13 protein-coding genes are annotated in these 13,931 nt (G+C 68.0%); 6 read left to right on the top strand and 7 right to left on the bottom strand.

Annotation, left to right across the window (positions count from 1 at the left end; genetic code table 11):
• Nucleotides 1-258 precede the first annotated feature (258 nt).
• From ilvD to IPF36_RS29680, 3 genes are all read left to right on the top strand, one after another.
• Nucleotides 259-2,118: a dihydroxy-acid dehydratase gene (ilvD, locus tag IPF36_RS29690; RefSeq protein WP_195431807.1), complete on the top strand. Its 1,860-nt coding sequence runs from the start codon at nucleotides 259-261 to the stop codon at nucleotides 2,116-2,118.
• Nucleotides 2,119-2,397: 279 nt separating this feature from the next.
• Nucleotides 2,398-3,450, top strand: coding sequence for an alpha/beta fold hydrolase (locus IPF36_RS29685; RefSeq protein WP_135702720.1), 1,053 nt, complete (start codon nucleotides 2,398-2,400; stop codon nucleotides 3,448-3,450).
• Nucleotides 3,451-3,532: 82 nt separating this feature from the next.
• The gene (locus tag IPF36_RS29680; RefSeq protein ID WP_195431806.1) at nucleotides 3,533-3,982 is read left to right on the top strand and encodes a DUF3574 domain-containing protein; all 450 of its coding nucleotides are present in this window, start codon (nucleotides 3,533-3,535) and stop codon (nucleotides 3,980-3,982) included.
• Here the strand turns inward: IPF36_RS29680 and IPF36_RS29675 are convergent.
• Nucleotides 3,979-4,401, bottom strand: a complete 423-nt coding sequence (locus tag IPF36_RS29675; RefSeq protein ID WP_133094644.1) for an NUDIX domain-containing protein — start codon at nucleotides 4,399-4,401, stop codon at nucleotides 3,979-3,981. The two genes, IPF36_RS29680 and IPF36_RS29675, sit on opposite strands and share 4 nt — an antisense overlap.
• A gap of 372 nt (nucleotides 4,402-4,773) precedes the next feature.
• Between IPF36_RS29675 and IPF36_RS29665 the strand changes: the two genes are divergently transcribed.
• The 3 genes from IPF36_RS29665 (at nucleotide 4,774) to IPF36_RS29655 (ending at nucleotide 6,914) form a co-directional block, all read left to right on the top strand.
• Entirely contained in the window at nucleotides 4,774-4,992 is a 219-nt protein-coding gene (locus IPF36_RS29665; protein ID WP_255519944.1) for a hypothetical protein, read from the top strand.
• A gap of 227 nt (nucleotides 4,993-5,219) precedes the next feature.
• On the top strand, nucleotides 5,220-5,792 hold the full coding sequence (locus tag IPF36_RS29660; RefSeq protein WP_240745794.1) for an AraC family transcriptional regulator: 573 nt from the start codon (nucleotides 5,220-5,222) through the stop codon (nucleotides 5,790-5,792).
• 219 nt (nucleotides 5,793-6,011) lie between these two features.
• On the top strand, nucleotides 6,012-6,914 hold the full coding sequence (locus IPF36_RS29655) for a LysR substrate-binding domain-containing protein (protein WP_133094646.1): 903 nt from the start codon (nucleotides 6,012-6,014) through the stop codon (nucleotides 6,912-6,914).
• 39 nt (nucleotides 6,915-6,953) lie between these two features.
• On the opposite strand, the gene IPF36_RS29650 is transcribed toward IPF36_RS29655, so the two are convergent.
• The 6 genes from IPF36_RS29650 to IPF36_RS29625 all read right to left on the bottom strand — a co-directional run bounded on the left by IPF36_RS29650 (nucleotide 6,954) and on the right by IPF36_RS29625 (nucleotide 13,684).
• A complete protein-coding gene (locus IPF36_RS29650; protein WP_195431804.1) occupies nucleotides 6,954-8,486 on the bottom strand; it encodes a class I adenylate-forming enzyme family protein in 1,533 nt (510 codons plus the stop codon).
• An 89-nt stretch (nucleotides 8,487-8,575) separates the two neighbouring features.
• Nucleotides 8,576-9,874: a CaiB/BaiF CoA-transferase family protein gene (locus IPF36_RS29645; RefSeq protein WP_195431803.1), complete on the bottom strand. Its 1,299-nt coding sequence runs from the start codon at nucleotides 9,872-9,874 to the stop codon at nucleotides 8,576-8,578.
• Nucleotides 9,875-9,951: 77 nt separating this feature from the next.
• Nucleotides 9,952-10,200: an acyl-CoA dehydrogenase family protein gene (locus tag IPF36_RS29640; RefSeq protein ID WP_255519943.1), complete on the bottom strand. Its 249-nt coding sequence runs from the start codon at nucleotides 10,198-10,200 to the stop codon at nucleotides 9,952-9,954.
• Between the two features lie 4 nt (nucleotides 10,201-10,204).
• On the bottom strand, nucleotides 10,205-11,413 hold the full coding sequence (locus tag IPF36_RS29635) for an acetyl-CoA C-acetyltransferase (RefSeq protein ID WP_133094649.1): 1,209 nt from the start codon (nucleotides 11,411-11,413) through the stop codon (nucleotides 10,205-10,207).
• 46 nt (nucleotides 11,414-11,459) lie between these two features.
• Nucleotides 11,460-12,776 carry an acetyl-CoA hydrolase/transferase family protein gene (locus IPF36_RS29630; RefSeq protein WP_195431802.1) on the bottom strand — a complete coding sequence of 439 codons (1,317 nt, stop codon included), beginning with the start codon at nucleotides 12,774-12,776 and terminating at the stop codon, nucleotides 11,460-11,462.
• 14 nt (nucleotides 12,777-12,790) lie between these two features.
• Complete coding sequence (locus tag IPF36_RS29625; protein WP_135702714.1) at nucleotides 12,791-13,684, bottom strand: MaoC/PaaZ C-terminal domain-containing protein; 894 nt, start codon at nucleotides 13,682-13,684, stop codon at nucleotides 12,791-12,793.
• Nucleotides 13,685-13,931 lie beyond the last annotated feature (247 nt).

Here is a 13,931-nt window from a genome sequence, read left to right as displayed (position 1 = left end):
TCCAGTCTAGGGGGCGCGCCGGATACGGTGTATCGGGCGGTGTCTTACGTTGGAGGGAAGTGCGTCATCGGGCATTTCGAGGGGGCGCTCCCATCCACGGCCCGCATCGGCCGCCGACCCGGAGCCTGACACACGACCTGTTATGGGATAATCCCCGGTTTGCCCAGGGCGCAGCTCAAGAGGTTGTCCGCACGGGCGCGCGCAGGGCCGTTCATCCCGTGGCCCGCAACCTTTCTGGCGACATTCCTTAGCAAAACAATGCCCACATACCGTTCCAAAACCTCCACCGCCGGCCGCAACATGGCGGGGGCCCGCTCGCTGTGGCGTGCCACCGGCATGAAAGACGACGATTTCAACAAGCCCATCGTCGCGGTGGTCAATTCGTTCACCCAGTTCGTGCCCGGGCACGTGCACCTGAAGGACCTGGGCCAGCTGGTCGCGCGCGAGATCGAGGCAGCCGGCGGCGTGGCCAAGGAATTCAACACCATCGCGGTCGATGACGGCATCGCCATGGGCCACGACGGCATGCTGTACTCGCTGCCCAGCCGCGACATCATTGCCGACTCGGTCGAGTACATGGTCAACGCGCACTGCGCCGATGCCATGGTGTGCATCTCCAACTGCGACAAGATCACCCCGGGCATGCTGATGGCCGCGATGCGCCTCAACATCCCGGTGATCTTCGTCTCCGGCGGCCCGATGGAAGCCGGCAAGACGCGCCTGGCCAATCCCGTCACCAAGGCCGTCGAGTTCAAGAAGCTCGACCTGGTCGACGCCATGGTGATCGCCGCCGACAGCGCCTATTCCGACGCCGACGTGGCCGAGGTGGAGCGCTCGGCGTGCCCGACCTGCGGTTCGTGCTCGGGCATGTTCACGGCCAACTCCATGAACTGCCTGACCGAGGCGCTGGGCCTCTCGCTGCCGGGCAACGGCACCGTGGTGGCAACCCACGCCGACCGCGAGCAACTGTTCAAGCGCGCCGGCAGCCGCATCGTGGAGCTGGCACGCCGGTACTACGAGCAGGAAGACGCGCGCGTGCTGCCGCGCTCGGTGGGCTTCAAGGCGTTCGAGAACGCCATGACGCTGGATATCGCCATGGGCGGCTCGACCAACACCATCCTGCACCTGCTGGCGATCGCGCAGGAAGCGGGCATCGACTTCACCATGGACGACATCGACCGCCTCTCGCGCGTCGTGCCGCAGCTGTGCAAGGTCGCGCCCAACACCAACAAGTACCACATCGAAGACGTGCACCGCGCCGGCGGCATCATGGCGATCCTGGGCGAGCTGGAACGCGCCGGCAAGCTGCATACCGACGTGCCGACGGTCCACGCCCCCTCGCTCAAGGATGCGCTGGAGCAGTGGGACATCGGCCGCACGCAGGACGAAGCGGTCCGCCATTTCTACATGGCCGGCCCCGCCGGCATCCCGACGCAGGTCGCGTTCAGCCAGGACACGCGCTGGCCGAGCCTGGACCTGGACCGCGCCGAGGGCTGCATCCGCTCCTATGAGCATGCGTTCTCCAAGGAAGGCGGCCTGGCCGTGCTGAGGGGCAACATCGCGCTCGACGGCTGCGTGGTGAAGACCGCCGGCGTGGACGAGAGCATCCTGGTGTTCGAGGGCACGGCGCATGTCACCGAGTCGCAGGACGAGGCGGTCGAGAACATCCTGAACGACAAGGTAAAGGCCGGCGACGTGGTGATCGTGCGCTACGAAGGCCCCAAGGGCGGCCCCGGCATGCAGGAAATGCTGTACCCGACCAGCTACATCAAGTCCAAGGGCCTGGGCAAGGCGTGCGCGCTGCTGACCGACGGCCGCTTCTCGGGCGGCACCTCGGGCCTGTCGATCGGCCACTGCTCGCCCGAGGCGGCAGCCGGCGGTGCGATCGGGCTGGTGCGCGACGGCGACAAGATCCGCATCGACATCCCCAACCGCACCATCGACGTGCTGGTGTCCGACGAGGAACTGGCGCGCCGCCGCCAGGAGCAGGACGCCCGCGGCTGGAAGCCGGCCAAGGCGCGTCCGCGCAAGGTGTCGGCCGCGCTGAAGGCCTATGCCAAGCTGGTCATGTCGGCCGACAAGGGCGCCGTGCGCGACCTGTCGCTGCTGGACGACTGACGCCAGGTTGACTGTCGTTCCCGCGCAGGCGGGAACCCGGTGACTTCAACGACGCTGGATTCCCGCCTGCGCGGGAATGACTGAGGTGAATATCACCAGACTCGGGCCGCTCCTCGGAGCGGCCTTTTTTTGGCTGATTTTCCGGCCCGTATTTGTATCGGCGTATCTGGCATCCACATCCGGATACACAGCGATACAAGACGCCGGATTCCCGACACATTGCGCTTGCCAGCGCCTCCTAGACTCGTGCCTGGTTCGATCACCAGATAGGAGAGAGAGATGTCAAACACCATCGACCTGCCGCGCCGCGGCTTTCTCGGCGCTGCCGCGCTGACGCTGGCCGCCGCGCACGCCGGCCTGGCACAAGCCGCCCGTCCCGAAGCCGGCCTGCCCAAGACCGCGCCGTTGCCGTCGACCACGCCAGGCACCCATACGAAGTTCGCCGCGCTCCGCCAGGTCAATGCCGGCGTGCTCAACGTCGGCTATGCCGAAGCCGGGCCGGCCGACGGCCCGGTCGCGCTGCTGCTGCACGGCTGGCCGTATGACATCCACAGCTTCGTCGACGTAGCGCCGTTGCTGGCGGCACGCGGCTATCGCGTGATCGTTCCCTACCTGCGCGGCTTCGGTTCGACGACCTTCCTGTCGTCCGGCACGATGCGCAACGGACAGCCCTCGGCCATCGCCGCCGACATGATCGCGCTGATGGATGCGCTGCGCATCCCGACCGCCGTGGTCGCCGGCTTCGACTGGGGTGCGCGCACCGCCGCCATCATGGCCGCGCTGTGGCCGGACCGCTGCCGTGCACTGGTCTCGGTCAGTGGCTACCTGATCGGCAACCAGGCCGCCGGCAAGAAGCCGCTGCCGCCCGAGGCAGAACTGCAATGGTGGTACCAGTTCTATTTCGCTACCGACCGTGGCCAGGCTGGCTACCAGCAATACACGCACCAGTTTGCCAAACTGATCTGGAAACTGGCGTCGCCGAAGTGGGAGTTCGACGATGCCACCTTCCATCGCAGCGCCGTGGCGCTCGACAATCCCGACCACGTGGCGATCACCATCCACAACTACCGCTGGCGACAGGGCCTTGCGGCCGGCGAGTCGCACTTCGACGAGTTCGAGAAACGCCTTGCCACGGCGCCTGCGATCAGCGTGCCCACCATCACCATGGAAGCCGACGCGAACGGCGCGCCGCACCCGGCGCCCAGTTCGTATGCGAACAAGTTCACCGGGCGTTATGAGCACCGCCAGCTGGGCGGCAAGATCGGCCACAACCCGCCGCAAGAGGCGCCGGTGGCGTTTGCGCAGGCGGTACTGGACGCCGACAGCCGCTGATGCCCGAGGGGAGGCCGGAACGTTCGCGGCTCCGGCATCCCTTACCGTTTACGCGGGCCGGTCGCTGCACTAATCTGCACGGATGCGGATTCGGTGCTCGCCTTCGTCTCGTGCCGGGAATGCCATCGCGATCGCCCCTGCCATCGCGCTGGCGCTGGCATTCGCGCTTTCGGGTTGCGCTGCCGTACCGGCTGCGCCATGCGCGGCCGGAGAACAGGCGGCCATCGGCGAACTGATCTACTTCGGCATGGCAAAGCCCGGCGGCACGGTGTCCGAGGCAGAATGGGATGCCTTTGTGCAAGGCTCCGTGGCACCGCGCTTCCCGGACGGCTTTACGGTCTGGCCGGCTTCCGGCCAATGGCGCGGCGCGGATGGCAAGGCCGTCAGCGAGGCGACACGCGTGCTCAGCCTGGCGCATGCCCCCGACGAACGCAGCGAGGCGGCGGTACGTGCCATCGCCAGCGAGTACAAGGCCCGCTTCCGGCAGGAAGCGATGCTCAGGGTGCGCAGCAACGCCTGTATGTCGTTCTAGGACTTTCCAATCCGTGCCAGCCGCATTTCGATGGTGGACAGCGCATCCTTGTACAGCGAATGCCAGCGATCGGATGGAGCCTCGCCCAGGGGATGCCAGAAGAATTTGAACACGTGGCCGTCATCATCGGCGGTAAGGTGCTCCCAGGTGTCCGGCAGCGGCTGCGATGGCTCGCAGAGGTGCAGCGACCATATCTGCTCTTCATGACCGGATTCCCACAACCCCAGGTCGGCCGTCACTACGCCAGCAATGCCGGACTCCTCGCGCAACTCGCGCACGGCGGCATCCGCCGGCGGTTCACCCGGTTCGATCTTGCCCTTGATGATCTGGAGTCCGGAGAGGGGATGCTCGAATGCCAGGATCTCCAGGCCGTTCGGCGTGCGTCTCAGGACAATCGGACAGGCTTTGTTCGGCTTCATCTGGAAGTCCTTATCAGGAATTGATGCGAACTGTCCGCAGCACCGGCGGCTGCGATCTTCCGGTTGGACCGTCGGATATCGGGAAGAATCCGGCCTTCACACGCTGGCAGCCAGAAACGCAGGCTCGCATGGCGTGTCCGGGGCGCACCGGCTCAATTGACGAGAATATCGGACAGGATGCGTTCCGTACGGGCTGGGCATCGGCGCCGGCGGCGGTACGCCGACGCCCGCGCAGGCCGAAGATGAATCGGTGGTCTACAAGACCAAGGTGGCCGTGACGGCCATGCAGGTTGGCTTCGACCAGCGCACGGCGGGCCAGCAATGGCTGCGCCTGCGTCTCGGTGAACTGTTTGGCCAGTGAGGCGTGCCGCGATGAAACGCCTTATTTCAGCTTTCCCCCTGTTGGCACTGCTGACACTTGCCGGCTGCGGTGGCGACGATGCGCCGGGCAAGACCAGCCCGGGCGCGTCCGCGAGCCTGCCGGTCACGGACCTGGAGCCCGGCGCCTACGTCGTCAGCGTTGGCGATGCCGACAATCCCACGGTCGGCAAGTACTATGCCGCCACCGATGGCAGCCGTTTCCCTGCCTGACCGCGCAAGCGGCGGCATGGCGGCATGGCGGCCGCATCCTGAGTGCTTGCGTCACCGGGCTCCGCGGGCAGTCCCGCGGTCCCGGCAGCCTGTGCGAGCGAGCCCATGTGGTGGCGGCGAATGGGGTGTTCGGAAATTGCAGAGGCAGGAATTCTCGCGGGCGGCGATGATAGTCATCGTTACAGACCGCTTTCCGAGCCACCATGCGCGTCCATTTGCAGTCCCCCATGCATATCAGCCTGCAGCGGCTGCTGCTGGCATTTCCGCTGTCGGTCGCGGTCACGCAAGGCAGGGTGGTGGTCAGGCGGCGCGGCTTCGATCGGCTGCTGGTGGCCGGCCAGGAGATGGCGGTCGCGCCGTTCGAAGCCATCGATCTGCATCTGGACGGCAGCGGCGCCCAGCCCGCGGCATGCCATCTCGAACTGCATGGCGTGGTGCCGGCGGCGGCACAGGCGGCGCTGCATCACCGAGTCTCCAAGCGGGTTTTCCTGCAGCCGCAATACGCCTGGAGCGCCGCATTCATCGCCGAACGGCTCGACATTTCCGCAGCACGGGTGCGCCGCACGTTGTTTGCGCAGGGCACGGCACTGACCGACCTGTGCCGGACGCAGCGGCTCATGCGCGTGCTGTTCGAAGCCATGTCGGGGCACGTGGCGACGGCCGACCTGGCGCGCTTTGCGGGCTGGCCCGCCAATAGCGACCTCGACTGCGCCTTCTATGACCGCTTTGGCCTGTCCATGGATGCAGCGCGCCGTCTCGCGCTGCATCACGCCCCGGAACGGCACCGTTCGGTAGCCTGAGCCGAACGACGCGTTCGTTTCGCTGCCGCCCGGCACCCAGGCGCATCTGCCTTCCAGCCCCGCGCGGCTTCCTGGCACTATTGGCTAACCTTTGCCTGTCTTGCGGACAAGGCGCCAACGCTGGGCGATATTCGCCCCGGCGGTGCGGCATTCGCACCGGCGTCGTGTACGGGCGCCGCCTTTGCGCGATAATCCCGTACCACGCTAGGGAACGATGTAATGCGCTTTGATCTGGTCGATCTGAAACTGTTCACGCATATTGCCGAGGCCCAGAGCCTGACCGGCGGCGCGCAGCGTTCCCACCTGTCGCTGGCCGCGGCCAGTACCCGCATCAAGAACCTGGAAGAGTATGTCGGCGTCAAGCTGCTGAGCCGCAGCAGCCAGGGCGTGAAGGTCACCGGTGCCGGCGAGACCCTGCTGGCGCACGCGCGCCGCGTGATCCGCCAGCTGGAGCAGCTCAGCGGCGATCTGCAGGAATACGTGGCCGGCGTGAAGGGCCATGTGCGCGTCTTTGCCAACACCACGGCGATGAGCGAGTTCCTGCCCGCGGTGCTGCGCACCTACCTGGTCAGCAATCCCGACGTCACCATCGACATGCAGGAGCGGCTCAGCCCGGACATCGTGCGTGCGGTGCAGGAGGGGATGGTCGATATCGGCATCATCGCGGGCAATGTGCGCACCGAAGGGCTGGAGGTCATGCCCTACCGGCGCGACCGGCTCGTGCTTGCGACCGCACTGAGCCATCCGCTGGCCGAGCGCGACACCGTGGATTTCATCGATACGCTCGACTACGACTTTATCGGCCTGCCGGAAGCCAGCGCCATCCACAACTTCCTCAAGCGCGCCGCGGCCGACCTGCAGCGCGAGCTGCGCTGGCGCGTCCAGGTCAGCAACTTCGAGACCGCCTGCCGCATGATCGAGGCCAATGTCGGCGTCGGCGTGCTGCCCGAGAGCACGGCTGCGCGGCACGCCGGCACGATGGCACTGCGCATCGTCCAGCTCAACGACGAATGGGCCGAGCGCAAGCTGCAGGTGTGCGTGGCGGATGTGGGCGCATTGCCGCTGTTCGCGCGCAAGCTGGTCGACCTGCTCGTCGAGGACGGACTCGGGCGGCAGGACTGAGCGCCGCCGCTGCCGCTATCGCCACCGTTATCGCCACCGCTAATTCTGCTGCGAAACCATCTGCTTGAGCTGGTGCTTGAGCAGCTTGCCGCTGGCAGTGGTCGGGATGCTGGCGACGCGCAGGATCTTTGCCGGGCGCTTGTACGGCGACAGGCGGTCGACCAGGTAGTCGTGCAGCGCCTGCGCATCGAACTTCTCGCCGTCCTTGATCTCGACAAAGGCAATGACCCGCTCGTTGCCGTCCGCGGCCGGCTGGCCGACCACCGCCGACACGCGCACCGACGGATGCGTGTTGATCACCGATTCGACCTCGATCGGATAGACGTTGAAGCCAGAGTGGATGATCAGGTCCTTGGTCCGGCCCACGATGAACAGCGCGCCGTCGGGCCCCAGCCGGCCCAGGTCGCCGGTGTTGAGCCAGCCGCCGGGGCGCAGCGCCTCGGCGGTCAGCGCCGGTGCGCGGTAGTAGCCGCGCATGACACCGGGGCCCCTGACCCACAGCTCGCCGGACTCGCCGGCCGGCACGGGCTGGCCGTCGGGGCCGACCACCCGCAGTTCGGCGCCTTCCACGATCTCACCCGCCGAGCAATCGCCGCGCGGGCGGTCCACGCGCGTGACGAACAGCGAGCCCGCGTACTCGGTCATGCCGTAGCCATGGTGCAGCGGCTGGCCGAACATCGCTTCGACTTCCTGCTTGAGCGTCGGGTCGAGCGGTCCGCCGCCGGTGTACAGGTAGCGCAGCCTGGGTGAGGGCGCCAGCGGCATGCCGCTCGCACGCACATGCGCGAGGATGCGGCCGAACATGGTCGGCACGCCCTGCAGCAGCGTGATCGCCCCTTGCCGGATTGCCGCGATGACGTCCGCCGCGTTGAAGCGCGCGCTCAGGTACAGGCTGGCGCCGGCCTGGAAGGTCGACACCAGCAGCGTGCCCAGTCCGAACACATGCGACATCGGCATGACCGCATAGGCGCAGTCATCCGGCTGCATGCGGCGCGATTCCACCGTGACACGGGCAAAGTGCAGCAGGCCGCGGTGCGTCACCATCACGCCCTTGGGCTGCCCGGTGGTGCCGGAGGTGTAGATCAGCACGGCGACCTCGCGTGCCACGGCTTCGGGCTCGCGTTCGCTGGCGCTGTCGGCGGCGCTGGCCATCAGCGGGCCGAGTCCGGCCGGCGCGATTTCGCGGGCACGGTAGCGCACGCCGTGCCGCAGCGCGTCGGGCGAGGCACCGTGGGTAAAGAGCATCAGCCGGGGCTGGCAGTGCGAGCGGATCTCCTCGATCTCGCGCTCCGACAGGCGCGCGTTGACCACCACCGGCCATGCGCCCAGTTCGGACAGCGCGAACACCAGCGTGATCACGGCCAGGCAGTTCTCCGCCACGACCAGCACCCGGTCGCCGGTGCCGACGCCTTGCGCCTGCAGGTAGCCTTGTGCAGCCTCGATGCCCTGCCACAGCCGCGCGAAGGTCACGATGCGGCCGTCCTCGAAAACGGCCGCGCGGTCTGGGGCCTCGGCGGCCCAGTGGCGGGGGATATCGCTGATCCGTTGCGGGTTGGCTCGGTCCGGGGGCATCGCGCGGAAAGTCCTTGTGCGGGGTAGAAAACCGTCCGGCAAACCGGACGACGCCAGTGTATGTGCGCGGCAATTGCGCTGCAATCGGCTTACACTACGCCCCTGGTGCGCAGTGCTTCAACCTGCTTCGCGTCCAGCTTCAGGTAGTCGCGCAGCACTTCCTCGGTGTGCTGGCCCAGCGCCGGCGGGGCATAGCGCAGCGTGGGCGGCGTCTCCGACAGGCGCAGCGGGCTGGCGGCGGTGACGACCCGATTGACGCTCTGGCCCGCAGGCGGCTGCGCGCCCGGATAGCGCGACTGCTCGATGCGCAGCCCACGCGACTGCACATGGGGGTCGGCATACGCCTGGGCGATATTGTTGATCGGGCCGCACGGCACCGAATTGGCTTCGAGCAGCGCGACCCATTCGGCGGTGGTGCGGGTGCGCGTCAGCTCCATCATCATCGCGATCAGCACCTTGCGGTTGTTGACGCGGCCGGTGTTGGTGGCATAGCGCTCGTCGCGGGCCCAGTCCACGCCCGCGGCCTCGCAGAAGCGCGCGAACTGGCCGTCGTTGCCGATCGCCAGCAGCATGTTGCCGTCGGCGGTGGGGAAGTCCTGGTAGGGCACCACGCTCGGGTGGATATTGCCCTGGCGGCGCGGTACGTCGTCGGCATTGAGAAAGCCCGCGCCCTGGTTGGCGAGCACGGCCATCGCCACGTCAAGCAGCGCGATGTCGATATGCTGGCCGCGGCCGGTGTAGTGGCGCGCTTCGAGCGCACTCAGGATCGCGGTGGTGGCGTACATGCCGGTGAACAGGTCGATCACCGCCACGCCCACCTTCATCGGGCCGCCGCCGGGTTCGCTGTCGGCATGGCCGGTGATGCTCATCAGGCCGCTCATGGCCTGGATCAGCAGGTCGTAGCCGGGGCGGGCCGCATACGGCCCGGTATGGCCGAAGCCCGTTACCGAGCAGTAGACCAGGCGCGGACTGACCGCGCTCAGGCTCTCGTAGTCCAGGCCATAGCGCTTGAGGCCGCCGGTCTTGAAGTTCTCCACCACGACGTCGCTGTGGCGGGCCAGTTCGCGGATCAGTGCCTGGCCTTCAGGCTTGGACATGTCCACGGTGACCGAGCGCTTATTGCGGTTGGCCGCGGTGAAATAGCTCGCCTGCCGCGTGGGCACGCCATCGTCGCCCGACAGGAACGGCGGGCCCCAGTGGCGGGTGTCGTCGCCTTCGCCGGGCTTTTCGATCTTGATGACGTCGGCGCCCATGTCCGCCAGGTTCTGGGTGGACCACGGCCCGGCCAGCACGCGCGACAGATCGAGCACGCGCAGGTGGCTCAGCGCGCCCGTGCGCGGCGAAGGGGGCGGCAGTTCGGGAAGGGAATTGGCGGCGGAATCGGTCATGGAAATCGTGGCGGTTGCGTCGTTGCTGCCCGTCGCGGTGCGGGCAGCGTGGGGGGGCATATCGGCAGCGCGGCGCCTCAGGCGCCGCGCGCCTCGCAGATCATGTTGCGGGCGATGATGACCTGCTGGATCTGCGTGGTGCCTTCATACAGGCGGAACAGGCGCACGTCGCGGTAGAAGCGCTCGATGCCGAACTCGGAAATATAGCCGGAACCGCCAAGAATCCGAACCGCGCGGTCGGCCACGCGGCGACTTTCACGTCCCCTTCGGGGATGAAGACACTGGATCCCCGCCTGCGCAGGGACGACGGCTCGACGACGGTGCATGCGATCAGCAGCGCTCGAACACCGCGGCGATCCCCTGGCCGCCGCCGATGCACATGGTCTCCAGGCCATAGCGGCCGCCACGGCGCTGCAGTTCGTGCAGCAGCGTGGCCAGGATGCGCACGCCGGTGGCGCCGATCGGGTGGCCCAGCGAGATGCCGGAGCCGTTGACGTTGAGCTTCTGCTCGATCGCGTCCTGGTCGTTCCATTCCCAGCCCTTCAGCACGGCCAGCACCTGGCAGGCAAAGGCTTCGTTCAGCTCCACCAGGTCCATCTGGTCCAGCGTCAGGTTCAGGCGCTTGAGCAGCTTCTTCACCGCCGGAACCGGGCCGATGCCCATATGCGACGGCTCGCAGCCCGCTGCCGCCCAGCCCACCAGTGTCGCCATCGGGGTCAGGCCCAGCTCGGCCAGCTTGTCTTCGGCCACGATCAGGCAGGCGGCGGAGGCGTCGTTCTGCTGGCTGGCATTGCCGGCGGTGACGGTGCCGTTGGGCATCAGCGCGCGCAGCTTGCCCAGGCTTTCCATCGAGGTGCCGGGGCGGAAGCCCTCGTCACGCGCGAACGTGACCGGGTCGCCCTTGCGCTGCGGCACCTGCACCGGCACGATCTCGGCGTCGAAGCGGCCGGCTTCCCAAGCGGCCGCGGCGCGTTCGTGGCTGCGCACGGAGAAGGCGTCGGCCCGCTCGCGCGTAATGCCGTAGTCGCGCGCGAGGTTTTCGGCGGTCTCGATCATCCCGGAGATCTTGCCGAAGCGCTCGACCGGCTGCGAACGCTCGCGGCCGCGGTCGAGGCGGTCGTAGAACTTGACGTTGCCCGAGCGCGAGCCCCAGCGCATGTCGGTGGTGTAGTACTCGATATTGCTCATGCTCTCGACGCCGCCGGCAATGACCACGTCGGCAGCGCCGCTCTGCACCATCATCGACGCCGTGACGATGGCCTGCAGCCCGCCGCCACAGCGGCGGTCCAGCTGCATGCCCGGCACTTCAACCGGCAGGCCGGCCTGCAGCGCGGCCCAGCGGCCCACGCAGGGCACTTCGCTGTTGGCGTAGGACTGGGCAAAGACCACGTCATCGATGCGGGCGGGGTCGATGCCGCTGCGTTCGACGACGGCGCGCACGGTGGTGGCGGCCAGTTCCTCGACGGACACGGGGCGCAGGCTGCCGCCGAAGGTGCCGACGGGAGTACGGAGGGGGGTGACGATTGCGGCTCGGCGCATGGAAGTCTCCTTGGAAATTCTGTTGGGTAGCGAGGCAGGCGCCCGGTCAGGCCATGCTCGCCGTGGCAACGAAAACCGCGCCGCACTGGCGCAGCAGGGCGTGGGCCTGGCGCTCCAGGTCCTCGCGGTGTTCGGGGGCGGCGATGTCCAGCATGCGGCGCACGCGCTGCGACAGGGTCTGGCCGCGCAGGTCGGCGACGCCGTGTTCGGTGACGATCAGGCCGGCATCCGAGCGCGGCGTGCTGACCGGCCCGGACAGCTGCGCCACGATGCGGCTGGCGCCCTTGGCGGTCGCGGGCAGGGCGACGATGGGCAGGCCGCCGCGGCTGCGCGCGGCGCCGCGCAGGAAGTCGACCGCGCCGCCCACGGCGCCGACATAGACGCCCGCCGCCACTTCGGCATTCACCTGTCCGGTCAGGTCGACCTCGATCGCAGAATTGATCGCCGTGAGCTTGTCGATGCTGGCCAGCACTTCGGGATGATGCGTGTAGCTGGTCTCGCGCAGTTGCAGCTTCGGGTTGCGATGGGCCCAGCGGCGCACCCGCTCGCTGCCCATCAGGATGCCGCCGATGCCGATGCCGGTATCGATAGTCTTGCGCGCGTTGGTCAGCACGCCGGCCTCGGCCAGCGCGGCAATGCCGTCGCCCACCGCGCCGCTGTGCAGGCCCAGGTCGCGGCGGTCGTGCAGCGCGGCCACCACGGCCTCGGGCAGGTTGCCGATGCCCATCTGGAGCGTGGCACCGTCCTCGACCCAGCCGGCGATATGGCGCGCGATCGCCTGCTCAGCCGCGCCGGGGGCGCCGCGGTCCAGGCTGATCGGTGGATGCGCGGCATCGACCAGCAGGTCGATCTCGTCTGCGGTGAGATGGCGGCTGCCATAGGTCCACGGCACGTCGGGGTTCACCTCGGCCACGATCACGCGGGCCCGGTCCAGCGCCGCCGGAATGTACTCATGCACCAGGCCCATGCTGTAGCGGCCTTCCTCGTCGGGCGGCGACACCTGCACCAGCACCACGTCGGCGCGCAGCGCGCCCTGGCGGATCAGGCCAGGCAGATGCGAGTAATGGCTGGGCACGATGTCCAGCACGCCGGCCTTGGCCAGCGCGCGATGCGGACCGCTGGCGGCATAGCCGAAGAAATCGATCACGTCGGCCTGCGCCGGCTGCAGCGTGTCTGACTGGCCGATGCCGACAAACACGCTCAGCCGGCTGCCCTGGGCCAGCGCGTGGCGATGCCCGACCAGCGCGCGCGTCAGCGTCAGCGGCTCGGCGGTGGCCTGGCCCCACCAGATATGGTCGCCGGGGCGCAGCAGTGCCTGCAGCGCGGCGCCAAGTTCGTTGTTATCCACGGTAGCAGGATGCATTGGGCGGTGCAGGCTCAGGCGATCTCGGCCCAGCCATGGCTGAGCACTACCTTGTCGCGCTCGGCCACGCGTGCGCGTAACCGGAAGTGGTTAGGATTGTCCGGCGTGCGCCAGATCTCGGTGACCAGCGTCTCGCCCGGGAACACCGGCGCGGTGAAGCGGATATCCAGCGCGCGCAGGCGGGCGGGATCGTGGTCCGCGCACTGGCGCACCAGCGCATGCGCGACCAGCCCGTAGCTGGCCAGGCCGTGCAGGATCGGACGCTCGAAGCCTGCGGCCCTGGCAACTTCCGGGTCGGCATGCAGCGGGTTGAAGTCGCCCATCAGGCGATACAGCAGCGCGGCCTCGGGGCGGATTGCCTGCGCGTCGGTGAAGTCCGGCGCGCGGTCTTCCGGCGTGGGGCGCAATGCGGGCAGCGGCTCGTCGCTGGGCTGGCCGCCGTCGCGCTGGCTGTAGCCGCCATCGCCGCGCAGGAAGCTGACCTGCTGCACCGTCGCCAGCAACTCGCCGTCCGCCGTTTCGAGCCGGCGCTCGGTCACCATGATCGCGCCCTTGCCTTCACCCTTGTCGGTCAGGTGCGTGATGCGGTTGTTGCCGACGATGTCGGCGCTGGCCGGCAGCGGGCGGTGCAGCCGCATGCGCTGCTCGCCGTGCAGCAGCTTGACCCAGTCGATGCCGGTATCGGCCTCGCGCGCCCAGAAGCCCGGATAGCCCAGCACCACGGCTTGCGACGGCAGCGTGCGCAGCCCGCCCGCGGCGCCCTCGAACACGAAGGGCAGGGCGGCCGCATCCAGCGGATCGTTGCCCAGCCCCAGGCTGAGTGCGTACAGCATGGTGTCGCGCTCGGTATAGCGCTGGCGTACGGGGGCGAATGGTCGCTGCTTGAGGTGCTGGTAGCTCACTGCCATGTCCGGGGGTCCTATGTCTTCATCAGGAGATAGCCGTGAGGATGTCGCCAAAGTGGGTTTTGCGCTATTTGACAATGCCAATGGTCGGCTTCGGCGTTCGCGAAAACGGCACTCGGCGGCCCCGGATGCCGGCCTTAAGCGCAGTGGAAGGCGCGCTTTCGCAATGGTTGATTGCCCGGGGCGGCGATCGCAGCGACCATTGCGGCCAAGACAACATCGGCGGTCGCCGCGGGCATTCCGTGGGACC

Origin of the sequence: Cupriavidus sp. IK-TO18, assembly GCF_015549295.1 — a bacterium.
GTDB lineage: Bacteria > Pseudomonadota > Gammaproteobacteria > Burkholderiales > Burkholderiaceae > Cupriavidus > Cupriavidus oxalaticus_A.
This window is presented reverse-complemented; position numbering and strand designations above follow the sequence as displayed.